The organism is Paenibacillus sp. GL_099_B (assembly GCF_057835695.1).
Map to the genome: position 1 here is coordinate 1,479,657 of NZ_CM174430.1, position 24,650 is coordinate 1,504,306.

Below are 24,650 nucleotides of genomic sequence, written 5' to 3' on the forward strand. Positions count from 1 at the left end.
GTCTTGGTTAGCCAAGGCCGGTTTGACGTCGTTACTTGGCGTATCCATCCAATGGAACGCCTCATTTCTTGTGATTACATAACTATTTCGTCTAACACATCATATGAACACTTCCAAGTAGGAAACATCAGATGTGTTTGGACCAGTGGAAGGTGAGCGAAATGACAGCATCCAATGAGTATCGCTTCCAGGTGAACCTGAGCGGTATGATCCAGATTTTATCGAACCATCTATACAGCAGCCCTAAAGTATTTTTACGTGAATTAATGCAAAATGCGACTGATGCCATTACAGCTCGAACAGAAGCGGAACCGGGATTCCAGGGTGAAGTCCGTGTGGAACTGACAGGAACAGGCGAGCAGTTGACCATGATGGTGGAGGACAACGGCATTGGCTTGACGGAAGCCGATATCCATGAGTTTCTCGCGATGATAGGTCAATCCTCGAAGCGTGGGCAGCAGGCCTTGCTGGATGGAGAGACTTCGTTTATCGGGCGATTCGGAATCGGATTATTGTCCTGTTTCATGGTGAGTCATGAAATCGTCATGCTGACGCAATCCGCGAAGGGTGGACCTTCGATGGAGTGGCGGGGTAAGCCCGATGGAACGTATACGATTCGGCAATTGGAGACACAGTTGTCTCCGGGAACGAAAGTATATCTGCGTTGTACACCGGACGCAGCCCATTATTTTGAAACGGAATATGTGAAAGAAGCCTTGTTCTATTATGGAGCGTTATTGCCTTATCCAGTCATCCTGCATAGTGACAGTGTTCAACATATCGTCAATAGCGAATCACCGATCTGGTTGATGAATCCTGAGCTTGCACGTGGACGCAGAGCGGAAGTGCTGGCTTTTGGTGAACGATTGCTTGGGGAGAAGTTTCAGGATTTCATTCCACTGACGACGGCTTCAGGCCGTACAGGAGGTATAGCTTTTGTACTGCCACATGCTGTCAATCTGAATGCCAAGCGTTCTCACCGGGTGTACCTGAAGCGAATGCTGATCTCGGAGAAGGCGGAGAATATTTTGCCGGAATGGGCCTTCTTCGTGAAATGCCTAATCTGGACAGACGAGCTTCAACCAACGGCTTCACGGGAACATTTTTATGAAAATGAAAAGCTGGAAGAGGTTCGCTCCGAACTTGGCGATGCCCTTCGTAAAGGATTGGCCGACATGGCTGAGAGTCAGACGGAACGGCTGCAAAAGCTGATTCGCCTGCATGCGCTGTCGATGAAGGCACTGGCTGTGCAGGATCAGGAGTTCTACGCGATGATTCACCGCTGGCTTCCGTTTGAAAGCACCCGTGGCCATCGGGAACTGGGCGAGTTGATGAGTGAGGGAGAGACATTGTACTTCACTACCACGGTTGATGAGTATCGTCAGATTCATCATGTCGCGTCAGCCCAATCGATGTTGGTCATTAACGGTGGATATATCTACGACAGCGATTTGATGGCAATGCTGCCACTAGCGGTGCAACATGTACAGACGCAACGGTTGCAGCCGGACGAGGTATCCATGAGTTTCACCGACGTGTCACCGGCTGAACGGAATCAGTATTACGATGCCTTGCGCCTTGCGGACTCTGCTTTGCAACGTTTCCGCTGCCGTGCAGAGGTCAAGGGCTTCAAGCCAGCTGATTTGCCGGTGCTGTTCACGCTCTCGCAGGAGTCTTCCACGCTGCGTGCATTGGAAAAAGCAAGTGAGGAGAGTACAGAATTGTTCTCCTCCGTCCTTGGATCATTGTCATCCGGCATTAGTTCCGCAGGTTATTCAACCCTGTACCTGAACATCAGCAATCCAATTATTCAGCGGGTCCTGACTTCACCGGATGCCCAAATGACTCCGATTGCCATTGAGATGTTGTATGTCAATGCACTAATGATGGGGCATTATGCGATGAATCGGCAGGAGCTTGAGGTGCTGAATCAGGGCATCGTTCGTTTTATTGATTGGGGTTTGCGTGCGAATACAGATCGTAAGGGGGATGCCTGATGAAGACCGAAATGGATTTTGAGGATCTGATGGATGAGGCCTATGGCCTGCCTAATGGAACAGCGAAGCTGGGCATGCTGGAGGAAGCGGCAAGAGTCGCCGATGTGAACGGCATGGAGGAGGAAGCGTACGAAGCGCGTTCAGAGATCGTTGAGACCGCGACATTCTGCGGTTATCCGATGAAAGCACTGATTGCTTTTTCCTGGCAGCTGGGCAAGTTTGATCAACAGCCTGAGCGCTATGACGAAGAAACGTTAATGTGGTCGTATAAATGGATTTTGGGCGAGTTATCCAGCTTCCCGGAAGTGTCTCGCGATAAAATGATGGAGCTCCTGGAGGACTTTGGACGTCGCTTCAAATCATTTGGGTACAGCGAACGTTCGTATTGGTATTACCGGTTCCGCATATCCATGGATCTTGGCGATCTGGAGGAGGCGGGTACCAGCTATACGAAGTTCAGAAATATGGACCGTGACTTTATGAGTGATTGTGAGGCGTGTGAGCAGGACGAGATTATGCGCTACTGGATACTGGCAGGTGATGATGAGAAGGTATTGGAAGCGGCGAAGCCTATTTTGAGAGGGAGAATGAGTTGTGCCGAAATTCCGCACCTGACCTTATCGGAGATTTTGATGCCACTATACCGGCTTGGCAAGATTGATGAAGCTGACAAACATCAGGCCAAAGGCTATCGCATGATCAAAGGACATAATGATTTTGTGCAAAGCTTTGCCGAGCAGATGGATTATCTTGCACGCACGAACCCGGCGAAGGGCATCGATGTACTGGAAGAAAGCCTGGTGCTCGCGATGGATCATGAAGATCCGTTTGCCAAAATGATGTTCTATGCCAGAGCAGCACAACTGTTGCGCCGCTGGGCTGATGAATCTCCAGGATACCGATTGCGGCTTCCTGCTTCATTCCCCTATGAAGGAGATCCGGGAGATTTGCGTAAACTGGCCGACTATTTTACGGCATATGCCAAAGCAGCCGCAGATAAATATGACCAGCGAAATGGCAATCAACATGTCTCTTCCATGTTGAGCGAGGTATTTAATCCATAGAGTACCTCTTGAGTATCATCGTACCATCGAATGGTACACCAAAAGGTCACCGCGCTAACCAAAACAGGCTTGTTCAGAAGGAGGGTTATCCTCCTTCGAACAAGCCTGTTTATCGTTTTTTATACCGTGAATATGAGGTTGTTATTCCGGTTATTCAGGAGTCACGGTTGCAGGCGCGGTTGTATCTTCGGCAGTTTCCTCATCTGAGGAAGTTTCCGAGTGCGGCTGATTTGTCATCAGGTCAGCTACGATCTTGTCGGTTGGCTGTGTAAACAGCTGGTACATAATCGCTGCTTCTTCCTGACGGATCAGTGGTTTGCGGGAGAGGGAATCGACTGATCCATCCCCCAGCACTTTCACTTCAGGACCGTGGATGCCTAGCTTAACCATCATCTGGATCGCAGGCACAGCCCAGGCATCTGTTTGCCCGGCCAGCTTCACATCCTCGAACAGTTCATTTGGATATTGCAGTTGGAGAGTTCTCCAGATCATCACCATGGCTTCCTGACGTGTGATGGCCTGATCCGGTTTGAACTGTTTCTCATCCGCACCCGTGATCATGCCGGATTCATAACCTAGCTGAATGTAACCGGCAGCAGGGTGAGTTGCCCAGTCGGTATCTGCAGGTGGCGCCGTTTTGCTGGCTTTCAGCCCGCTCATTTTAAGGACGTCCTCAATGAATTCAGCCCGTGTAACGGCATTTTTGGGTTGAAAAGTTTCACTTGCATCATTGGTATAGTATCCAAGGGATTGTAATCCATAGATGGCTTCAGCATAAGGACTATTCGCCTGGACATCCCGGAAACCTTGGGGTTTCTGTCCTTTTTTTTCATAACCCATTGGGTTGAGATAAGGTTCTTTCATATAGATGGTTCCATCAGCATTTTCCTTGAACGCCGTGAACTGGCCTGTTAATTCATCCTTGAAGAGATTATCTTCAACCTGAATCAGGGTACGTGGGCCAAGGAAGACGTCGGAAATGCTTAATTGTCCGGGTTCTTTGCCGCCATCTTTCAGGGAACTAACAATTGTACTTAGTCGCAGATCCGCGTAAAGTCCAGCGAAGCGTTGCAGTTCATCCGCTGATTGAGGTGTATATTCCTTGAACTTGACGGGCTCCGCATATTGCGGGAAGAACGTCTGGATAAAGGCCGGGTAGAAGAAATTACGAAGTGCTCCCGTCTGGTTGTAAGTAAGGAAGACACCGGTGTTTTGCTCAGGAATAAGGAAGAGATAAGAGCTGAATCCGATCAGGTCGCCAGCTTTGGTAATAATTTTGGAACTGCTGCCTGCACCCGGAAGCTGAAAAGCAGCTTCAAATCCATAAGTGGTATTTGGTAGCAGCGGATGAATGGAAGAACGGTATTGTTCCATGCTTTTTACCGTAGATTCTTTCCAAATACGTTCGTTATCTTTCACACCATCATTCAGGAAAGCGATCATGAAATTCCCGATATCCTCTGCCGTTGAGAGCATGCCGCCTTGAGGCATAGGTGTTGGGGAAAGGGTGTACAGGTCGAGTGGATTATGGCCCGCATCATAGGCTGTTGCAAGTTGGTTTTTGAACTTGCCGTTCAGCATAAAACTGCTGTTATTCATACCAAGAGGTTTGAAGATATGCTGCTGCATATACGTTTCGAACGGCTCTCCGCTCACATTCTCCACAATCATGCCAAGCAGCAGGAAGGAGAAGTTGTCGTACATGTAGGCGCTACCAGGTTCTCTAACGACAGGGGGCATATGTAACTTGGCATAATCCTCCATCGATACGCTTTTATCGAAGTCGGCATGGATATCCTCCTGTTGTGGGTCGCGGATCTCAAATCCGGTGGTGTGTGTGAGCAGATTCTCTACCGTTACATGTTTGTCAAAAGGATTATCGAATTCCAGTCCTTTCACATAGGTCTGAAAATCAGCTTTCAAATCTACCTTGCCTTGCTCTACGAGCTGCATGACAGCGGCTGACGTAAATGTTTTCGAAACCGAGGCGATACGAAAGGTGGTATTTTTCGGATCAACGGGTGTTTTACTCTCCAGATTGGAATATCCATACCCTTTCTCTGCCACGACTCTTCCATCTTTGACAACGACTACGGAAGCACCAACATATTGGGCTTTCGCTTCGGCGGAATCAAAAAATGTATCCAGAAAAGCTGTCGCGGACTCCGTTGTCAGCGCTGTCACTTTTCCTTTTTCATTGACCGCGGCAGGTGCGGTCTCCGCCTGCACGGCGGGTGCCCATAGACTGAGGGACAGGATAAAAGCCATGAACGCCCCCGTTAGTGAGGTGAACCTGAAGCGGGTGCTTCGATTGGATAAATGCATGTAAACACTCCTTCAAAAGAAAATTTTGTAAAACGGACTCTCCTGTTTATTACTGATTACTGGCACGATAGGTTTCAAGATAGTAGATTGTGATATACATTCCCAATAGAACTCACAACTACCAGGAGCAAAATCCAGCATAGAGGAGCCGAAAATTTAGGAGGCGTCTGCGCATGGTTGTGGTTCACTTTGAACCGTTGATGGCCGGAGAGACTGCCGGAAAAATACGAGAGCACCGATACCCATCAATACATACAGGCCTGCCATTGCATACGAAGGCAGAAAGGCCCCAATCGTTAGGCCAAGACTACCCAGCAGAGCGGCCGCGTTATAACTCATGCCGTCAGCAGCCATATAGGCAGCACGGTCGGAGTCGGGAATCATGCCAGCAAGCATGACCTGACGGACAGGCGCATACATGAGTTCACCAATGGTCAGAAGTACAGCCGATGTTACAAGTAGCCAGGCCCAGTTACTGAAAGCGAGCACGGCAAAACCAGTAGTGTACAGACACATTCCGACAGTCATGATATATCTGGACTGAAAGCGCCCCATCCATTTGGAGAATGGAATGGCCATGATTACGACGAGTACAGTGTTAATCGCCATGATCAGACTGAACATCTGCAGACCTGAGATATCCCAATGGAACAGTTGGGCGTTGAATTCACTTTTCAGACGAACGGCGATGTATTTATCCATTTGGAATTCCAGAGAGACAGCCAGCACTGTTGCGGTGAAAAACACCATAAAACGTTTGTCCCTAAATACACCGCCATACGTTTTCAGTATATTCCTATTAATCGGGGCATCAAGCTGATTGGAGTGTCTACTATCCATTGTTTCATGAATATAGAATAAGAGAATAAATAGTGTAACCAGGCTCTCCATGCATACCAGACTGAACAAAATGAAGCGAAAGGATTCGAATAATAATCCTCCCATCAATGCACCGATCGTAACGGCAACGTTGGTGGTCCAATATTGGAGCCCATAGACATACTGACGTTCATGCTCACTGCTCACGTCTACAATCATGGCATTGGCAATGGGCCCGGTGATACCCGAACTGATGCTGCTAAGCAGAAACATGGCACAAGTTAAAGGAACGGAGTCCATCCATGGGGAGTTAGCGGCAGCCAGCCAGAACAGGGCGAATACCTGCAACATTTGGGCGGTGACCATCAGTTTCTTGCGTCCGACTCGGTCAGACCAGTTTCTTGCGTCCGACTCGGTCAGACCAGTATCCTGCGCCCAAGCCAACGATCATGGAGGCCACAATATTAACGGTTAACAGCATGCCTGCCCAGCCTGCACCAAGCTGGACACTCAGATAAATCGCCATAAAAGGAATAATTGATTTCTGAGTTAGATCCGTAAAAAAATCAGTAATGATACGAATCTTGATGTTGCGATGCAAATCAGTATATTTCATGTGCAGTTCTCTTCCTTCCCGCTGGTGTTGTCGATGTACCTGAGTATAATGGAGGAAAACCTGAAGAAAAACTGTAGAAGCGTACGGGTCAATTTCGTATTTTAATCAGGAGAAGGAAAGGCAGGGATGGTTGTGGAGGTCATGGATCATTATATTCAGCTTCGCATGGCCTTTTCGAACGTGGACGAAGAGGAAGAAATACATACAACGATTGGTGAGCTGGCGAATCATTTATGTTGTACGATGCGCAATATGAATCTGATTATGAACAAATTTATGGATCATGGCTGGATCAGATGGAGCCCACAACGCGGCAGAGGGAAAACATCAGTGCTCGTTTTTTGCCTTCCCCTGCTACAGGCCGCTCGGGAACGATTCGACCGATTCTTGCAAGGGAACAAATTGGAGGAGGCCTATGTGCTGGCTTCAACACTGCCGTTCTCAATGCGGGAAATATTGTTGCAAGGATTGCAAGGGCAGTTCGGTCTACGCTCCGATCAATGCGCTCGTGGAAGAGTTGATACCCTGCGTATTCCGCAGGAAACTCCCTTTGAGACATTAGACCCGACCAGGGCTGCCATGTGGGGAGAGGTTGGAATTGTTGCGGAGGTATTTGATCGCTTGGTGCAGTACAACGCTGAGCGGCAAGTCTGTGAACCGAGTCTTGCCGTTGCATGGGAGAGCAACCCTGATGGAACAGAGTGGACCTTTTATTTGCACAAAGGCATACTCTTTCACCATGGCAGGGTACTTGATGCAGAGGACGTAAGATATACGTTTGAACGAATTATTTCCGATCAGGAGAACCCTTGCAGGTCACTGTTTGGTTCTATTCATCGCATAGAAACGTTCGATGAGCTAACGGTGCGCTTTGTGTTACGTTTTCCCAACTTTATGTTACCGGATCTGATGAGCAGCATGAATGCATCCATTTTGCCCCGTGATATGGAGATGGACCCGATGCATCCGATTGGTACAGGACCTTACCGGTTGACACGCAATCATCCCAAGCTGCTTGTGCTGGACGTATTCACTTCCTATTTCAGGGGCCGGGCTTTTATTGATCGGGTTGAAATATGGCAGCTTCCCCAGTCGGGTCTGGTGGAGTCGGTGATCAAACAGGACTTGTTTCCAGACGGACAGGCTCGTTCGGTTCAGCATGAGGTTCAGGGCGGCGTATATATGACGTTTAATATGCGAAAAGAAGGCCCACAGCAGGATTTATACTTTCGCCAGGCTGTTCAGCAACTGATGGATCCACAGGAGATGATGGGGGCATTGGCACGCTCAAGTGTACAGGCTGCATATAGCCTGGTTCGAGACAAGTCCGAGGAAAAGCTGATGCTTGAACAAATAGAAAAAAATGAACAATCGGAACAACTTTCCCCCCCTGCAGACTCTTCTCTCGTAAGAGCTTCAGAGTTGTTACAATGCAGCTGCTACGCAGGCCAGATCATGAATGTGTGGGTAGAGGAAGGCGAGAAAATGGAGACAGACATGGCCTGGTTCGCACAGCGTTGTGAGCTTATTGGGCTGAAGGTAAATGTTATGCCGGGTAATCCGGTAGACGCCGTATACCATGACGAGTTCGCCTCTTATGATGTGATCTACACGGGTGAAGTGTTCGATGAGCATGTGACGCTGAGTCTACTAACGATGTATACGTTCCATAATACGCTGTTCCTCATGGCACTGGATGACCAGCGAAAAAGCGAGCTGGAACGCGAATGCAGACACGCCGTTATGATCCAGGATAGTGCTGAGCGATTGCGTACGCTAATGACGTTGGAGGGGCGACTCATTCAAGAGGCTTTGCTCCTGCCTACATACAGCTTCAGGGAAGAACATGCACACCACGTTTCGCTTCAGGATTATCGTGTAGTAGCATTCGGTATGCCTGATCTGCGTCGATTGTGGGTGAAGAGAAGTCCGAATATAGGAGAAGATACTGCGAGTTACCCGGCGTATATCCCATTGTGGTAAGGTGTTTAGTGACTACAATGGGATAGGCCGGTGGGGGATGCTTTTATACTGAAGGTGTTTTTATAAATTCAATTGGATTCGTGCCCGGTTCCAGCAGCAGCGGAATGGAGAGAGAGCTTATGGTGTCCTCTTCATCCGTCTTAAACGTAAAAGTGATTTTCAAGCCAAACAGGACAAGTTCTACGGAAAAAGTATCTTTTCCAGTGTATTCCATAGGCATTTCCATGGCATTCAATGTGGCCTGTAACCCATCGTCCGTCTGTTGAATAACGATCTCGTCGTAACCCGGATGGGTATAACTTCCCGCATACGCATGGATAGGACGATCATGGGGATGAACCTGAGTTTCCACTGGTTTTTCCTCAACAGAGGTTTCTGGAGTAGTTGGTGTTTCTATGGTGTCTGTTGCTACTTCGGAATCAGTTGAGTCTTCAGTCATTAATTTGGCTAATCTTCCACTCCAATCCACAGGTTCCACTTCAAGCAAACGATCAATAACGTTAAAAGAAATCGTGTAGGGAAGAATGCTCCCATTGGTATTGCAAAGGACTACAACACCGATCTGTTCCTCCGGTAAAAAGGCGACCTGTGAAGCGAAACCATCGATTGCCCCGCCGTGATGAATCATGGCGTGTCCGCGATAAGAATCAATCATCCAGCCCAGACCGTACGTGCTAACAGGCAGCTCTTTGCTGTGGAATAGTGAATCACAAGCCATTTGCGGGCTGTGTATAACAGCCAACTGTTCTTTGGAAATCAGTTGATTCTCACCCTGTTGCCCTTGATTCAATTGAAATTGCACCCAGGCGATCATATCGACCAGATTGCTGTTAATGGAGCCAGCAGGGCCTATGGCATCTATTTTCCGAAAAGGTATTCGGGTTCTCTCTCCGTTTTGATCCATATAAGGGAAGGCGAAGTCAGGTTGATTCTGCATCTCATCAACAGAAAAGACACTTGAATTCATACCAAGTGGATTAAACAGGGACTCCTGGACAACATTCTCCCATGAAGTTCCTTTGAGTTGACCCACCAGATAACCAGCGGCCATATACATCAGGTTCTGATATTGCCACTTGTTCCGAAAGTCCTCATTAGGCTCCAGATACTGAAGCGCGTTTACGAGTTCTTCTCTGCTCCGTGATGAGTTGTACCATGCCATCTCATGCCTTGGAAGTCCGGAGCGATGACAGAGCATATCGCGGATGGTCAGGCGTTCTGTAGCTACGGGATCGAACATTTTGAAGTCTTTCAAATAGGTTCTAACAGGCGTGTCCCACTTCAGAATGTCCTGATCGACGAGCAGGGCAGCTGTTGATGCTGTGAAGGCTTTGGTACTTGAACCGATCGCGAATAGTGTATGGGGTGTGACTTCAAGCTTGGACTCCAGATCGCGATAACCGTATCCTTTTTGCAAAATGACTTCATCCTTGTGGATAACCGCTACCGCTACACCTACTCCTTTCCAACGTTGAAGTTGCTCTTCCACAAAATCATCCAATCCATTCAGCAATGAGTGAAGGTAGGTTGTGTTCATTATTTTCCTCCAATTTAAAATAGAGTTGTACATCAATTCAGCTACATAATAGTGGTATGTAATTACATTGGTTGGGTTGTTATCTGTATTTACTATGAAGAATCTGGTTGAATTTTACATCCTACCCGAGACTGATTTTGTAATCAAATAGAGTATTGTGGCAATGCACGATGGAATGCTTGTCAAACTAGTCCGCATATATCGAACAAGTCCCTCATAACATGTACTAATCAAGTAGGGGTTCTGCTGTACGCACAATCCTGAAGTGAAAACATGTGCTAAAGGGGATGATGTCATGCGCCGAATATCATGGATGCTTGCCATGGTATTGGTCTTATCGACCTTACTTGCCGCCTGCGGGAAGAAGGATGCGGCAGCCGTGGTCAAAGATCTGAACGAAGTCGTAGGAGAAATGGAAAGTTATCAGGGGGCAGGCGTTATGACGCTGCATACCGGAGATACGCCGCAGCAGTACAAGGTCGAGGTATGGCATCAAAAGCCTTCGTATTATCGTATCGCATTAACGAATGCCAAAAAGGATGTAACGCAAATTGTACTGCGCAATGATGAAGGCGTATTTGTCCTGACGCCGAGCCAGAACAAGAGTTTCCGTTTCCAGAGTAACTGGCCGGATAACCAAGGCCAGGTTTACCTCTACGAGACGCTGATCCGCAGCATAACAGGTGATTCGACCCGCCAGTTTGCCGATGAGAAGGAAAGCTATGTATTCGATGTAGCTGCCAACTACAATACACATGCATTGGTTAGACAGAAAATATGGTTAAATAAAAGCGATTACGCTCCAAAACAGGTAGAAGTATCCGACTCGAATGCCAATGTGGTGGTCGATGTGAAGTTCGATAGCTTCAAATTTGGTACCGAATTTGAGAAAGACGCTTTTGACATGCAGCGTAATATGACTGCTGCTACTGAAAATGGAGGCAAGGCCGGTACTGACTCAGGGGCGGCTCCTGCTGGGGATGGTAAAGAGACTACCAATCCTCAAGCTGCAACAGAGGAAGGTTCTGCATCGAATCCAAGCGGAACCGTTAGTGACGGGCAGACCGGTGTGAGCGATAACGCCGAGCAGCAAGGTTCAGAAGATCCAGCGAGCGGGCAAGGCACGGAAGAACCGACATCGGCCGAGCCGGAAGGTTCGGATAGCTTCGGGGTTATTCAGCCAACCTATGCACCGGAAGGCGTCAAGCTGAAAGACGATCAGATCGTGGAAGGGTCAGGAGACTATTCGGTTATGCTTCGTTACGAAGGAACATATAATTATACGATCTTTGAGGCGCGACCGCAGGACAGAGCCGTATCGCTTGCCCCATCCCGTGTTCTGGATCTTGGATTCACCCTCGGAATGATAAGCGGAGATGCGTTGCAGACACTCACATGGATGTCAGACGGAGTGGAGTACAGGATTACAAGCGCAGATTTGCCAGATAACGAGATGGTACAGATTGCGACTTCAATGCAGGAAGAGTCAGGGAAATGATTTGCAAAGTATAGTCGTCCTAACATAAGGAATGCTAAGAAGCATCGGAGATGAATTCTCCGGTGCTTTGCTGCATATACAGGTCTTCGTTCCTGTTCTATAGCAGTGATTCACAGGATTTGATTTCAGTTGAAGCTATGGGTATCAACAGCCCGTGACCCTGCGTAAGATAAGCAAAGATTAGGTCCAGTGCACTCAATAATGCAAAACACGCTTCTACGCCGGAGGAACCGGGTAAATAATACGATATAAGCAGATGAGTTACGTTATGGAGAGATAAATATCTCATTCATGGTCTGGCTTATGGCTCTTATTCCGCGTTTGCTCCCGACTTCAGGATAGCGCTCCTGTATGTGTTTTGGACTGCAGATCTTCCGTTCATTTGACAGTCACATGCTTGAGCATTACGATGGAGTCTGACGTGAGCCGGATTAAGATGATTAGAGAAGGTGACTTAACGTGCAAGAACAATATCGGCCGACCCAAGCGGAAATCAATTTGGATCATTTGTGCAACAACGTAGACGCTTTCCGTGAAACATTGCCGCAAGGCAAGAAACTGCTCGCTTGTGTGAAGGCAAATGCCTATGGGCATGGAGCAGTGGAGATGGCCAGAGAACTGGAACGAGTTGGCGTGGATTACTTAAGTGTAGCTTTTCTTGACGAAGCGCTTGAATTGCGACAACACGGAATTACCCTTCCGATTCTGGTATTGGGCTACACGCCGCCAGAAGGCATCGCTGAAGCATGGAAACATGATGTAACCATTACGCTGTTCAGTAAGGAAGTACTCGAAGCCATTCAACATCTGGAGACGGGCACATCCTCTCGTAAGCTCAAGGTTCACATCAAAATCGACAGCGGCATGGGCAGACTTGGCCTGTTGCCTGGCGACGAGGCGCTTGCATTCATTCAGGAAGTAGCCAATCTGAAGCAGGTGATGCTTGAAGGCATGTTTACCCATTTTGCCAAGGCGGATGAAAAAGACAAGACCTATACACTGGAGCAGTATCGACGGTTCCGAGGCGTGGTTGATGCACTGCGGGATCAGGGATGTGTCATCCCGATTATACATACGGCGAACAGCGCCGCTACCATTGATACACCGGAGTTGTCCTACGATATGGTCCGTGTGGGAATCAGTCTGTACGGATTGTATCCTTCGGGAGAGGTAAATCACCAGGTAGTGAAGCTGTCCCCGGTATTGACACTGAAGACGAAGGCGGTTCTGGTCAAAACGCTGCCACCTCACTGGGGTGTAAGCTACGGAACCCGATATGTAACACAAGGGAACGAACGAATAGCGACCCTGCCTATTGGCTATGCAGACGGATTTTCAAGAATGCTGTCAGGTAAAGCACATGTACTTGTGCGCGGCCGCCGCGTTCCCGTCGTCGGTACGATCTGCATGGATCAGTGTATGGTGTCGCTACAATCTTTTGCAGCAGAAGCAGAAGAAATTCAAGCCGGCGAAGAGGTTGTTCTCATCGGCCACCAATCGGGTGCAGTCATAACTGCAGACGAAGTGGCGTCTCAGCTCGGTACGATTCCCTACGAAGTGATCTGCATGATGGCGCATCGAATCCCGCGGGTTTATACCCGTAATGGAGCAGTAGTCGCCAGAATCAACCCTCTTTTGACATCCTGATAGCTCGACTGGACGCTATTACCAATAAACTTTTTTTCAGAACAGAAGGAAAACTGTCGGAGCATCTCGAATTATGAATGATGACTGGGATGAAAAATCCTGAAAAGAGATGTTTGGTCTGTACGAATATTGTTCCCCGTGTTTATAATGGAGTACAGCATACTTGATATACTCGGGGCATATATATTCCTTTGTATAAAAGTTCTGGAAAAACGTAATACTGGTTCACAATGGCGAAAGGTTTGTGGGGGTGGAAGAAAGGTGGCCAACTTGCAGAACACCAAGCGGATCATGATCAGTTTGCCTGATTATCTTTTGCAAGAAGTGGATGGCATCGTAGCGCTGGAGAATTCCAACCGCAGCGAATTGATTAGGCAGGCCATGAAGCTGTATTTGACGGAGCGTAAGAAACGTTACATCCGTGAATCGATGCAGCGAGGGTACATGGAGATGGCGAAGATTAACCTCACCATGGCATCCGAGGCCTTTCACGCGGAGGAAGATGCGGACAGCACTCTGGACCGCTTAGTTAGCGGGGTGTAGACATTGATCGTAAAACGCGGTGACGTTTTTTTTGCGGATCTTTCTCCCGTTGTCGGTTCCGAGCAAGGTGGAGTCAGGCCGGTTCTGGTTATCCAGAATGACATCGGCAACCGGTTTAGTCCTACTTGTATTGTGGCGGCGATCACCGCCCAGATCCAAAAGGCAAAGCTGCCGACGCATGTGGAGATTGATGCGGCGGCACACGGCTTTGACCGGGACTCGGTTATTTTGCTCGAACAAATACGGACGATTGATAAGCAGAGGCTGACCGACAAGATTACCCATCTGGACGAGGAGACCATGAAACTGGTCAACGAAGCCTTACAGATCAGCCTGGGTTTAATCGATTTTTAAGGCATCAGACAATTGTTTCTTTGTTCTGCCGTGCCATCCGTAGACAATGGATGTTCCTTACAGGAACACACAATTTCAGACAGCAATCAAAAGAGCGTACAACAGCCTAACGGCCGGGGTACGCTCTTTTGATTAAAGCTTCATGAAAGCGTAGAACATTGTGAAGCTTTTCGTTATAATGATACCTGAGAAACCGTTTACGTTAATCGACATATATAGAGGTGGAGGAGACATATGAGCATTTATATTGATCAGGAGAAGCTTCAATTTCATCTACAGACTCAAAAGGCAAGCTATGTATTTCAGGTACTGCCTTCGGGATATTTAGTACATTTGTATTATGGCAAAAGACTGCGTGATACCGATCTGAGCTGGCTTCATGTGCGTACAGAGCGTGCTTCGTTCAGCCCGAATCCGGTGCCGGAAGATCGGACGATCTCTTTCGACACTTTGGCAGTAGAACTGCCGGTGTATGGTACAAGTGATTTCCGTAATCCGGCAATCCAATTGGAGCTTGAGAATGGTTCAACCGTTTCGGAGTTTACGTATACAGGCTATCAACTGATCAAAGGAAAGGCAGCGCTTACCGGACTGCCTGCAACTTATGTTGAGTCTGACGATGAAGCCGAGACACTCATCGTTGAACTGGAAGACCGTGTTGCAGGGATCAAGATTGAACTTAGCTACACGGCCTTTACAGCATTTAATGCGATTACGCGTTCCATGCGCATCATTAATGAGAGCGCTACCTCGGTGAATATTGCACGTGCGCTCAGCTCTTCCGTTGATTTCCCGCATGCCGATTACGAATTGCTGCAACTGTCAGGAGCATGGACGCGTGAACGGGACATCGTTCGCAGACCGCTTGCTTCCGGCCTGCAAGGCATCGAGAGCCGTCGCGGCTCAAGCAGTCACCAGCAGAACCCGTTCATTGCACTGATGACACCGGGTACAGACGAAGATGAGGGTGAAGTCTACGGGTTCAGCCTTGTATATAGCGGCAGCTTCGCTGCACAGGCGGAAGTGGATCAGTTCCACACCACTCGTGTATCGCTGGGAATCAATCCGTTTGAGTTCAGCTGGAAGCTGGATTCGCAGGAGTCATTCCAGACGCCTGAGACGGTCATGGTTTATTCGGATGCAGGTCTGGATGGCATGTCTCAGTCGTATCATAAACTGTATCGCGAGCGCCTTGCACGTGGCAAGTTCCGCAATGCAGAGCGTCCGGTTTTGGTCAACAACTGGGAAGCGACCTACTTCGGCTTCAACGCAGATAAGATTGAGCAGATCGCCCAGGCAGGGAAGAAGCTCGGCATTGAACTGTTCGTACTGGATGACGGATGGTTTGGACATCGGGACAGCGATAACTCCTCGCTCGGTGACTGGATTGTGGACAAGAACAAACTGCCACAAGGCCTGGATGATTTGGCCAACCGGGTAACCGATCTGGACATGCAGTTCGGATTATGGTTCGAGCCTGAGATGATTTCGCCAGACAGCGAATTGTACCGTGCTCATCCGGACTGGTGTCTGCATGTGCCGGATCGCCGCCGGACGGAAGGGCGTCAACAATTGGTACTCGATTTCTCCCGTCAGGATGTGCGTGATGAGATTGTACGCATGCTAAGCGATGTGCTTGGATCTGCGCCGATCACTTATGTGAAATGGGACATGAACCGGAATATGACGGAAGTGGGTTCTGCATTGCTGCCAGCAGACAGACAGCGTGAGACTGCGCATCGTTATATGCTTGGATTGTACGAAGTCATGGAACGTATTACTTCAGCGTTCCCGAATATCCTGTTCGAGAGCTGTTCAGGTGGTGGCGGCCGTTTTGATCCAGGTATGCTGTACTACATGCCGCAAACGTGGACCAGCGATAATACGGACGCGATATCCCGTCTGCGTATTCAGTATGGTACAAGCCTGGTATATCCGATAAGTTCAATGGGTTCACATATCTCAGCGGTTCCAAATCACCAGGTTAATCGAATTACTTCACTGGAAATTCGTGGACACGTCGCCATGTCCGGTAACTTTGGATACGAGTTGGATTTGACCCGTTTCACAGAGGAAGAGAATGCCATTGTGAAGGCGCAGGTTGAACTTTACAAAGAAATTCGGGGAACTATCCAATACGGAACGTTCCGGCGCTTACTAAGTCCGTTTGAGGGAAATGAAACGGCATGGATGTTTATTGCACCAGATGGCAGCGAAGCCGTTGTATTCTACTTCCGTGTGCTGTCTGAACCGAATGCACCGTTCCAGCGTCTGAAGCTGAAGGGCCTGGACCCTGATGCGGATTACCGCCTGAAAGGTGGCTCCGAGACGTTTACCGGGGATGCGCTGATGTATGGGGGGATCTCTGTAGGCCGTGCATCGGGAGACTATTGGAGTGAAATGTTCCGATTCGAACGGGTATAATAAACTGGCGTGAATGCAGTGTTTGTCAGGGGAGACCGGAAGACGTCGGGAAGACGTTTTTCGGTCTTTTCTTATGGCTGAGAGGAAGGTTTGGTACGTAATCTCAATTGTAAGAACTTGTAACCTGGACGAATGCTGGAAATCTGAACGGGATTTTGTGATAATATAGGGGAGAGGAATCTGCATGAATGCAGGTTCGATACTGTGATTACAGCAGCAAAGCTGCCCTGAACAAGCTTCAACTGAACGATTCAGGAAGGAAAGAGGGATTTATTTGTCTGAACAGGAAACGGTTCTGGAACCCAATGAAGAAACAATAAAGGCAGAACGCCATGAACGAATCATCAAACAGGTAGCCAAGGAACTGTCACTGTCCTTGAAGCAGGTCCGCACAACGTCGGAGCTTCTGGACGAAGGCAATACGATTCCATTTATCGCCCGCTACCGTAAAGAAATGACTGGAGAGCTGGATGAGAACCAGCTGCGGCTCATTGAAGAGCGCATTGTTTACTTGCGCAATCTGGAAGACCGCAAAGTGGAAGTCATCCGTATTATAGAGGAACAAGGCAAGCTGACCGGAGAATTGAAACAATCCATCAAGCAGGCAGTCAAGCTGCAGGAAGTGGAGGACTTGTACCGTCCGTTTCGTCAGAAGCGGAAAACCCGTGCCAGTGTGGCGAAGGAAAAAGGTCTCGAACCACTCGCTATCTGGATCTGGGGTCAACCGAAGCAAGGGAATGTTCTGGAGGAAGCTGCGCGTTATATCAATGCTGAACTTGGGGTAGAAGATGCAGAGGTCGCACTTCAGGGAGCCAAAGACATTTTGGCTGAGAATATTGCAGATGATGCTGCTATTCGTGCATGGATTCGTCGTTATACGCTCGATCATGGCATGCTGACTTCGGAAGCGAAGGATGCTGAGCAGGAGTCTGTATACGAGAACTACTATGATTATCGTGAATTAGCCAAAAAAATGCCTCCTCACCGTATTCTCGCAATTAACCGCGGTGAACGTGAAAACATTTTGAAAGTGGGTCTGGACGTGCAGCCTGAACCGGCTCACCGTCATATGGAAGGACAAATCATTAAGGGTGCATCTGCGGTCCAGGACATTTTGCGTGCTGTGGTTGAAGATGCTTACAAACGATTGATTGCCCCTTCGATTGAGCGTGAGGTTCGTGCAGAACTGACGGAAAAAGGTGAAAACCAAGCGATATCCGTATTCTCGGCTAATCTTCGTAATCTGCTGCTTCAGCCGCCGATTCATGGCAAACGTGTGCTTGGTGTCGATCCTGCCTACCGTACCGGTTGTAAACTGGCTGTGGTCGACGATACGGGCAAGCTGCTCGAAGTGGCTGTTACGTACCCAACGCCACCACATAACAAGAAGCGTGAAGCTGCCGAGGTTTTCCATCGGATGATCAAGCAATATGATATCGGATTGATTGTCATCGGTAATGGTACCGGATCCCGGGAAACAGAACAGTTTGTTGCCGAGATTATTCAGGAGAACGGGGACGAAAGTCTCGTGTATCTGATCGTCAATGAAGCTGGAGCGAGTGTGTATTCTGCATCCAAGCTAGCCCAGGAAGAATTCCCGGATCTTGACGTTGCTGAGCGGAGTGCTGCTTCGATTGCCCGTAGGGTGCAAGACCCGCTGGCTGAGTTGGTTAAAATCGATCCAAAAGCCATTGGTGTAGGCCAATACCAACATGACGTATCTCAAAAAATATTGGAAGAAAGCCTGAAGGCTGTTGTGGAATCCGCAGTTAACCATGTGGGCGTGGATGTGAACACGGCTTCGCCTTCACTGCTGTCCTATGTTGCGGGTGTAAATGCCACGATTGCTAAAAATATCGTGAAATACCGCGAAGAGAACGGCCGGTTCACGAATCGTCGCCAGTTGCAAAAGGTGCCGCGTCTGGGCGCCAAAACCTATGAGCAATGTGTAGGCTTTATGCGGATTGGCGAAGGTGAGAATCCGCTGGATCGCACACCGATTCACCCTGAATCGTATAAGGTCGTTGATCAGCTCTTTAAGGAGCTTCAGGTTGCGCTGGACAAGCTGGGCAGCAAGGAACTGTCTGTTCTCCTGTCTGAGCAACAACCAGAACAGCTGGCTGTGAAGCTGGATGTGGGTGTGCCTACACTGCGTGATATTCTGGACAGCTTGCAGCGTCCGGGTCGTGACCCGCGTGAGGAAATGCCGCTACCGATCTTCCGCACAGATGTGCTCAAAATTGAGGATTTGGTGGAAGGCATGGAGCTGCAAGGTACGGTTCGTAACGTGATCGACTTTGGTGCCTTTGTTGATATCGGCATCAAGAGTGACGGACTTGTCCACATCTCACAGCTGAGTAACGGTTATGTCAAACATCCGATGGATGTTGTATCTGTCGGGGATAATGTAACGGTTTGGGTGATGAACGTGGATACCAAAAAAGGTCGTGTCGGCCTCACGATGAAGAAGCCTGCTTCTTCTAAGCAGTCTTCCTAATCCAACACAATGATCGGAGAACAGCCTTCCCTGTAATGGGAAGGCTGTTTGTTGTCAGTTATAATAGTACTGTTGCCCGTACTGTATTCTTCGAAGGGATTTTATGAAAGAAGTGAGAGCTTGAAGTGGACGGAGAGAGTGGCGTCAGATTCTTAGAGTTCGCTGTCCGCGCTGCGCGGGGTGCCACTTGTCGGTTTGTTTCGGTAAAAGAACCAGCATTCGTTCAGCAGCTTGATCTGTCTGCTGTCCTTTTTGTGAAATGCACGCATCAGTTGATTGCAAAGCCATTGAGGCAAGGGTATCTCCTCCTCTTGCATAATTCATCTGTACGTTAACATATGTGGCAATAGCCTGGACTGTGCGGATTAACCCGTGAGGAACTCGGAAAATTCAATATCTATACGGATATGTACTGAAGAGCGGGGCCTATGAATGTAGGGTTGAAAAAAATGAAAAAAAGCGCAACCTCCGCTTTTAGGAGATGCGCTTTTGGTTCCATCCTGCATTAATAATAAGTCCATAAGTGGATTAGAGTGATTCCATCTCTTCTTCATACCATTGCTCTAATTGAGCCTGAAGGGCTCGGATCTCAGTGAGCAGGGAAATCAAAGGATATTCACTCTCTCTTAGTGCTGCGAAGCTTTGTTCAAGCGCATTGATATAATCAAGGCCTCCGATGATGGAGAGTTGCTCGTCCAGAAGATCAAGATTGTCACATTCGGCGATTGCCCAAGGCAGAACAGGTACATCTGCTGCGGTAAGTTTGTCAATTTCTTTGTGCAGGCGCAGGTTGAGCGCACTGAGTTGATAAGCGTAATCGGCAGGCATTTCCACAAACTGCAATTGCTGTTCCTGCTGCAGGATGACGTAGCGCATTGTAGGCATAACGAGTAATAATCTCCCCTCATACATTCTACTTGACAGTGTAGCCTACGAAACGGTTAAAATTCAAGTATTATGGCGGAAAAACAAATGGCCCAAAGGTTGTGAAAGGAGGGAGAACCGATGGAAAATGAGGAATTGCAGCATTGGATTGAGCAGGTGTCACTGGATCATTTCGGTGTTCCGTTCACTCACGAGGCGCTGTTTAACCGTCGTCTGACCACTACAGGTGGGCGTTATATGCTCAAGAGTCACCGAATAGAGATTAATCCTCATCAGCTCGAAGCCTATGGGCGGGAAGAGGTTGAGAAAATCATCAAGCATGAACTATGTCACTACCATCTTCACATTCGTGGACGCGGCTACCAACACCGTGATCCTGAATTCAAGGCCTTGTTGCAGAAGGTGGGCGGTTCGCGGTTCTGTCAATCCCTTCCGGATGGAAAGGGCAGAAAGCCATTACCGTATCGCTATAAGCTGGTATGCAAGAGCTGTGGCACGGAATATTTGCGTAAACGTAAAGTTGATCCGAAGCGGTACCGCTGTGGTCGATGTGCGGGCAAGTTGGGGATTCATACCATCTGAAGTGAACGTTTTTTGGAACCAACACTTCTTACCACAAGACCACAAGACTATATGCAATATGCTCCCTGGTGAGCATTTATGGGAGTATCTGAAGCTTATAAAGAAAGTCACCGGAGGCATGTTGACTTGGAATATTAATCATGATAAATTTAGGTTATTCAAGATCAATATTCCCTGATAGCTCAGTTGGTAGAGCACTCGACTGTTAATCGAGTTGTCACAGGTTCGAGCCCTGTTCGGGGAGCCATTCTTGGAGAGATACCCAAGTGGCTATAAGGGGACCCTCTGCTAAGGGGTTAGACTGCGTAAGCGGTGCGAGGGTTCGAATCCCTCTCTCTCCGTTCTGATATACATCTCTGTATAAGGGATGAGAACCCTAAAGGTTCGTCGAAGCATACGCTTCGGAAGGAATACATCGCAGTCTCGAATGAAGTGAGAGTATCCCTCTCTCTCCGTTCTGAATCAAACAAAACAAAATCCCCCTCTTCAGTATCCGTTAACGGTTACTGAAGAGGGGGATTTTTGATGTATCTTCATTTTGTCAATGTACAAGAATGTCCGATTGCGTCCCTATAATGAAATGCCCAATTCCTCGTACAAACCCTTCTTGCCAGCTTCCGTGACTTCAACCGAACGGCTGCCTGCCTTCTGACGGGTCCAGTCCAATTCAGACAAGCGGCGTCCCAGTTCGTCTCCCAGTACTCCGGAGATATGGTGACGACGTTCACTCCAATCCAAACATTTGCGAGCCACAGCGCGGCGTGATCCGGCTTTCCCATCAAGGATAATGCCAAAAGAAGTGAACCATTGAATCCCTTTCTCTGTAATGTGGTAATCCTTGGCCTGCTCATCCTCAGGCTCTTCAAGATAACCTTCCCGCAATAAAGCTTCACACAACGATATCCCCAATTTTCCGGCAAGATGCCCATAACAGGTTCGAGCAAAGCTTAGATGTTGGAGCTGGTTGGACTGTTTGAGGGATCTCACTTGTACTGGTGCGGCGATACTACCCATCGTCTCAATCAGAAAAGCAACCTCTTTGCCTGCGAGACGATAGTATCGATGTCGTCCTTGCTGTTCAACGACGAGCAGCCCGCCTTCGACCAGCTTGGCGAGATGACTGCTTGCCGTTTGAGGAGTAACACCCGCCATGTAAGCAAGTTCGCCGGCAGGAAGGGCACGACCATCCAACAAAGCTTCCAAAAAAATAGCACGACTGGGATCAGCAATTAACGATGCAATAACAGAAATATTCGGATATGTATTCATACTTCGATGATACCTTAACTATTGGTGTATTACAATTCAATCATGCATGAATTAGAACCCAAGAGAATGGAAGGGATGGATTGAAGAATGGAGGAAGAAACATTGCATACCAATGATAGAACGCAAGAAGAGTTTGGACCAGAGCATCAACGGGGCTTGACCAGCGAATTGATACAGCACGAGGTGATAACTCCAAGTATTTTGTACTATGGCACACCAGTACTGTTGCTGAGCACGTTAAACGGAGATGGGACGACAAACCTGTCTCCGCTTTCTTCATCCTGGGCACTGGGCGACTGCCTGGTACTTGGGGTCGGTATTCAGGGCAAAGCCTTTGAGAACCTGAGTCGTCATCCCGAATGTGTGATTAATCTGCCGGATGCATCCATGTGGGAGCAGGTTGAGGGACTGGGTCGTTATACCGGAATATATCCCGTTCCTGAAGAGAAAAGGAAGATGGGGTTTGAGTTTTGCGATGATAAATTTGCCGTCTCTGGACTAACGCCCCAAGGTTCAATTCAAGTTGAGCCGGATAAAATAGCGGAGTGTCCGCTCCAGATTGAAGCCGCGGTACAACACATTCGTATTCCCGAACATACGCCTTTCATGGCGATTGTGGAAGTGAAAGCGTTGAAGGTACACGCACATGCCCGACTGATATCAGGTTTGAACAAGATTAACCCAGAGAAGTGGAATCCTTTAATTTATAATTTCCGACATTATTATGGACTTGGAGAAAGGCGTGGGGAGAGTTTTCGGGCAGAGAAGTGATGTATATGGTCTGTATAGCATAGACAACCAATAAGTAATCCAGAATATATGAAGTGGGGTCGGTTGGGGTGCCGCTTCTTTCTATCTATATTGAGGCTCCATTGAGATTTCATGCGAGTAATCAAAGAATTCGGTTATTTTATTAGGCAGGGATTGGGTAAATAGTAAAGAAAGATACATGTAAGCATATACATAAGAGAGGTGATGAACATGGAAATGGAATACTTAATGCGTGTACTCATAGCTGGTATATGCGGCGTGTTGATCGGATATGAGCGCAAGAACCGAATGAAGGAAGCGGGGATACGTACACACTTTGTTGTTGCGGTGGGTGCAGCATTGATGATGATTGTATCTAAGTATGGCTTTCAGGATCAGGCAGGCTGGGCGAATCTCTCGCTTGACCCATCCAGGATTGCCGCACAGGTGGTCAGTGGGGTTGGCTTCATTGGAGCCGGGATGATCTTCACACAGCGCCACACGGTCCGGGGATTGACGACAGCGGCGGGAATCTGGGCGACTGCAGGAATGGGACTGGCTGTGGGTTCGGGATTATATTGGACTGGGGCTGGGGTAACGCTGCTTATTGTAGTGGCACAGATGCTGCTGCATCGGCCGACACGCTGGTTGGTGTCCGCGAGAACAGAGACGCTGACCATTCGACTGCTAAAGGAAGGGGACACCCTCAAAACCGTATTGGCTTTGCTGGGACAGGAGAAAATCTCGGTGGTTGGGTTCAAAACAGAACAGCAAATAAGCACAGACTCCGGGGAGGAGACTGTACTTGAATTCACTCTGCAACTGCCTGGATCATATCGTGCCGAGCAATTAATTGTTTTATTGCAGGATGTGCCTCACGTTCGATCCGTTGATATGAGGTGAGCCCAGGCTATCGCTAGTTCGTTATGTCGCGCAATGCCAAGCTATCACGACAATCGATTACTGACCGCCTTCAACGACGGTCTCCGGCCGGGAAACGGGCTTGCCTTCAAGAACACACTGAATGGCATGTGCGACACCATGCTCCACATTGGTCAAGGAGATAGCCTTGGCAAGCGCCTTAATCTCCGGTTCAGCATTGCCCATGGCAATACCGAGTCCTGCCATTTTCAGCATGGATACATCGTTGAAGTTATCACCAATGGCTGCTGTATCTTCCATGGAAATGTTCAGATGAGCTGCCAGTTTGCTTAAGGCGTTACCTTTGGATACATCAGGATGCTGCATTTCGAAGTTGTGTTCAGAGGACACCACCATGGCTACATCGGAGCGAGAAGCAAAGTATTCGCGTCCCTGCTGCAATTGAGCCGGATCCATTGAAAAGGCCATAATATTGTAAATGTAAGCTTCGGAAGGGATTTCCTGATGGGAGTTTACGCGGTGATAGTCTTTCTTGTCATAGTGCTTTTTAACAGCTCGAATAAGGCGTTCAATATCCTCCCCAGGACTCGAACCCAGGATGCGATCCATCTCAGCGAGCATCGCCTCGTGGCTGCTTATAGGAGCGTAAATACCCTGTTGTGTGGAGGCCTCGTAGTAGCAATGATGATCCTCCAGCCACTGCATGACGGATGCGGCCGTTTCACGCTCAAGTGGGAGATGGAATAGGCGTTCACCGTTGACATCGTGGATGGTAGCTCCGTTGGAGCCAATGACTGGCGTGTTAATTCCGCCTTCGCTGCTTATAGTTAATACGTCGGAATAGACCCGGCCTGTAGCAATCGTAATCTTCAATCCTTCTTGTTGCGCCTTATGGATTGCAGCTGCGTTTTCCGGGCTGATCTGACTGTCTCTGTTCAATAGGGTTCCATCTAAATCGGTAGCAAATAATTTCATATG

20 protein-coding genes and 2 tRNA genes are annotated in these 24,650 nt (G+C 48.4%); 14 read left to right on the forward strand and 8 right to left on the reverse strand.

Annotated elements, in window-relative coordinates; all coding sequences use genetic code 11:
- Positions 1 to 161: 161 nt before the first annotated feature.
- Both AC3ITG_RS06655 and AC3ITG_RS06660 read left to right on the forward strand, forming a co-directional pair.
- Complete coding sequence (locus AC3ITG_RS06655; RefSeq protein ID WP_489253216.1) at positions 162 to 1,997, forward strand: HSP90 family protein; 1,836 nt, start codon at positions 162 to 164, stop codon at positions 1,995 to 1,997.
- Positions 1,997 to 3,061, forward strand: a complete 1,065-nt coding sequence (locus AC3ITG_RS06660; RefSeq protein ID WP_489253217.1) for a hypothetical protein — start codon at positions 1,997 to 1,999, stop codon at positions 3,059 to 3,061. The genes AC3ITG_RS06655 and AC3ITG_RS06660 overlap by 1 nt, the downstream gene beginning before the upstream one ends.
- Before the next feature lie 150 nt (positions 3,062 to 3,211).
- On the opposite strand, the gene AC3ITG_RS06665 is transcribed toward AC3ITG_RS06660, so the two are convergent.
- From AC3ITG_RS06665 to AC3ITG_RS06675, 3 genes are all read right to left on the reverse strand, one after another.
- Entirely contained in the window at positions 3,212 to 5,386 is a 2,175-nt protein-coding gene (locus AC3ITG_RS06665; RefSeq protein WP_489253218.1) for a serine hydrolase domain-containing protein, read from the reverse strand.
- Positions 5,387 to 5,542: 156 nt separating this feature from the next.
- Positions 5,543 to 6,649 (reverse strand): MFS transporter, encoded by a 1,107-nt coding sequence (locus tag AC3ITG_RS06670; protein WP_489253219.1) that lies wholly within the window; start codon positions 6,647 to 6,649, stop codon positions 5,543 to 5,545.
- Positions 6,594 to 6,821 (reverse strand): hypothetical protein, encoded by a 228-nt coding sequence (locus AC3ITG_RS06675; RefSeq protein ID WP_489253220.1) that lies wholly within the window; start codon positions 6,819 to 6,821, stop codon positions 6,594 to 6,596. The genes AC3ITG_RS06670 and AC3ITG_RS06675 overlap by 56 nt, the downstream gene beginning before the upstream one ends.
- A 126-nt stretch (positions 6,822 to 6,947) precedes the next feature.
- Between AC3ITG_RS06675 and AC3ITG_RS06680 the strand changes: the two genes are divergently transcribed.
- Positions 6,948 to 8,804, forward strand: a complete 1,857-nt coding sequence (locus tag AC3ITG_RS06680; protein ID WP_489253221.1) for an ABC transporter substrate-binding protein — start codon at positions 6,948 to 6,950, stop codon at positions 8,802 to 8,804.
- Positions 8,805 to 8,847: 43 nt separating this feature from the next.
- Here AC3ITG_RS06680 and AC3ITG_RS06685 read toward each other — a convergent pair whose 3' ends face one another.
- Positions 8,848 to 10,341, reverse strand: coding sequence for a serine hydrolase (locus tag AC3ITG_RS06685; protein ID WP_489253222.1), 1,494 nt, complete (start codon positions 10,339 to 10,341; stop codon positions 8,848 to 8,850).
- A gap of 295 nt (positions 10,342 to 10,636) precedes the next feature.
- On the opposite strand from AC3ITG_RS06685, the gene AC3ITG_RS06690 reads away from it, so the two are divergent.
- The 6 genes from AC3ITG_RS06690 (at position 10,637) to AC3ITG_RS06715 (ending at position 19,304) form a co-directional block, all read left to right on the forward strand.
- Positions 10,637 to 11,839 carry an outer membrane lipoprotein-sorting protein gene (locus tag AC3ITG_RS06690; protein ID WP_489253223.1) on the forward strand — a complete coding sequence of 401 codons (1,203 nt, stop codon included), beginning with the start codon at positions 10,637 to 10,639 and terminating at the stop codon, positions 11,837 to 11,839.
- Positions 11,840 to 12,298: 459 nt separating this feature from the next.
- On the forward strand, positions 12,299 to 13,486 hold the full coding sequence (alr, locus tag AC3ITG_RS06695; protein ID WP_413376160.1) for an alanine racemase: 1,188 nt from the start codon (positions 12,299 to 12,301) through the stop codon (positions 13,484 to 13,486).
- A 261-nt stretch (positions 13,487 to 13,747) separates the two neighbouring features.
- Positions 13,748 to 14,029 (forward strand): CopG family ribbon-helix-helix protein, encoded by a 282-nt coding sequence (locus AC3ITG_RS06700; RefSeq protein ID WP_024630715.1) that lies wholly within the window; start codon positions 13,748 to 13,750, stop codon positions 14,027 to 14,029.
- A gap of 3 nt (positions 14,030 to 14,032) precedes the next feature.
- Positions 14,033 to 14,383, forward strand: a complete 351-nt coding sequence (locus tag AC3ITG_RS06705) for a type II toxin-antitoxin system PemK/MazF family toxin (protein ID WP_024630714.1) — start codon at positions 14,033 to 14,035, stop codon at positions 14,381 to 14,383.
- Positions 14,384 to 14,617: 234 nt separating this feature from the next.
- Positions 14,618 to 16,807, forward strand: a complete 2,190-nt coding sequence (locus AC3ITG_RS06710; protein ID WP_489253224.1) for an alpha-galactosidase — start codon at positions 14,618 to 14,620, stop codon at positions 16,805 to 16,807.
- A 274-nt stretch (positions 16,808 to 17,081) separates the two neighbouring features.
- Positions 17,082 to 19,304: a Tex family protein gene (locus AC3ITG_RS06715; protein WP_413376165.1), complete on the forward strand. Its 2,223-nt coding sequence runs from the start codon at positions 17,082 to 17,084 to the stop codon at positions 19,302 to 19,304.
- Between the two features lie 152 nt (positions 19,305 to 19,456).
- Here the strand turns inward: AC3ITG_RS06715 and cmpA are convergent, their stop codons facing one another.
- Positions 19,457 to 19,600 carry a cortex morphogenetic protein CmpA gene (gene cmpA, locus AC3ITG_RS06720; protein ID WP_090808144.1) on the reverse strand — a complete coding sequence of 48 codons (144 nt, stop codon included), beginning with the start codon at positions 19,598 to 19,600 and terminating at the stop codon, positions 19,457 to 19,459.
- 232 nt (positions 19,601 to 19,832) lie between these two features.
- Positions 19,833 to 20,189: a hypothetical protein gene (locus AC3ITG_RS06725; RefSeq protein ID WP_024630711.1), complete on the reverse strand. Its 357-nt coding sequence runs from the start codon at positions 20,187 to 20,189 to the stop codon at positions 19,833 to 19,835.
- Positions 20,190 to 20,309: 120 nt separating this feature from the next.
- Between AC3ITG_RS06725 and AC3ITG_RS06730 the strand changes: the two genes are divergently transcribed.
- From AC3ITG_RS06730 to AC3ITG_RS06740, 3 genes are all read left to right on the forward strand, one after another.
- Complete coding sequence (locus AC3ITG_RS06730; protein WP_489253225.1) at positions 20,310 to 20,771, forward strand: SprT family protein; 462 nt, start codon at positions 20,310 to 20,312, stop codon at positions 20,769 to 20,771.
- Positions 20,772 to 20,942: 171 nt separating this feature from the next.
- Positions 20,943 to 21,018: transfer RNA gene (locus AC3ITG_RS06735), tRNA-Asn, on the forward strand.
- Between the two features lie 5 nt (positions 21,019 to 21,023).
- Positions 21,024 to 21,112, forward strand: a tRNA-Ser gene (locus AC3ITG_RS06740).
- Between the two features lie 229 nt (positions 21,113 to 21,341).
- On the opposite strand, the gene AC3ITG_RS06745 is transcribed toward AC3ITG_RS06740, so the two are convergent.
- Entirely contained in the window at positions 21,342 to 22,040 is a 699-nt protein-coding gene (locus AC3ITG_RS06745) for an ArsR/SmtB family transcription factor (protein WP_489253226.1), read from the reverse strand.
- A 156-nt stretch (positions 22,041 to 22,196) separates the two neighbouring features.
- Between AC3ITG_RS06745 and AC3ITG_RS06750 the strand changes: the two genes are divergently transcribed.
- Positions 22,197 to 22,811, forward strand: coding sequence for a flavin reductase family protein (locus AC3ITG_RS06750; RefSeq protein WP_489254429.1), 615 nt, complete (start codon positions 22,197 to 22,199; stop codon positions 22,809 to 22,811).
- A 210-nt stretch (positions 22,812 to 23,021) separates the two neighbouring features.
- The gene (locus AC3ITG_RS06755; protein WP_079695276.1) at positions 23,022 to 23,693 is read left to right on the forward strand and encodes an MgtC/SapB family protein; all 672 of its coding nucleotides are present in this window, start codon (positions 23,022 to 23,024) and stop codon (positions 23,691 to 23,693) included.
- A 57-nt stretch (positions 23,694 to 23,750) separates the two neighbouring features.
- Here AC3ITG_RS06755 and AC3ITG_RS06760 read toward each other — a convergent pair whose 3' ends face one another.
- A complete protein-coding gene (locus AC3ITG_RS06760; protein WP_413376171.1) occupies positions 23,751 to 24,647 on the reverse strand; it encodes a Cof-type HAD-IIB family hydrolase in 897 nt (298 codons plus the stop codon).
- Between the last annotated feature and the right edge of the window lie 3 nt (positions 24,648 to 24,650).

Coding starts and splice junctions, on each gene's coding strand:
- AC3ITG_RS06655 (WP_489253216.1), top strand. CDS start 162: ATGACAGCATCCAATGAGTATCGCTTCCAGGTGAACCTGAGCGGTATG.
- AC3ITG_RS06660 (WP_489253217.1), top strand. CDS start 1,997: ATGAAGACCGAAATGGATTTTGAGGATCTGATGGATGAGGCCTATGGC.
- AC3ITG_RS06665 (WP_489253218.1), bottom strand. CDS start 5,386: ATGCATTTATCCAATCGAAGCACCCGCTTCAGGTTCACCTCACTAACG.
- AC3ITG_RS06675 (WP_489253220.1), bottom strand. CDS start 6,821: ATGAAATATACTGATTTGCATCGCAACATCAAGATTCGTATCATTACT.
- AC3ITG_RS06680 (WP_489253221.1), top strand. CDS start 6,948: ATGGTTGTGGAGGTCATGGATCATTATATTCAGCTTCGCATGGCCTTT.
- AC3ITG_RS06685 (WP_489253222.1), bottom strand. CDS start 10,341: ATGAACACAACCTACCTTCACTCATTGCTGAATGGATTGGATGATTTT.
- AC3ITG_RS06690 (WP_489253223.1), top strand. CDS start 10,637: ATGCGCCGAATATCATGGATGCTTGCCATGGTATTGGTCTTATCGACC.
- AC3ITG_RS06710 (WP_489253224.1), top strand. CDS start 14,618: ATGAGCATTTATATTGATCAGGAGAAGCTTCAATTTCATCTACAGACT.
- AC3ITG_RS06725 (WP_024630711.1), bottom strand. CDS start 20,189: ATGCCTACAATGCGCTACGTCATCCTGCAGCAGGAACAGCAATTGCAG.
- AC3ITG_RS06730 (WP_489253225.1), top strand. CDS start 20,310: ATGGAAAATGAGGAATTGCAGCATTGGATTGAGCAGGTGTCACTGGAT.
- AC3ITG_RS06745 (WP_489253226.1), bottom strand. CDS start 22,040: ATGAATACATATCCGAATATTTCTGTTATTGCATCGTTAATTGCTGAT.
- AC3ITG_RS06755 (WP_079695276.1), top strand. CDS start 23,022: ATGGAAATGGAATACTTAATGCGTGTACTCATAGCTGGTATATGCGGC.
- AC3ITG_RS06760 (WP_413376171.1), bottom strand. CDS start 24,647: ATGAAATTATTTGCTACCGATTTAGATGGAACCCTATTGAACAGAGAC.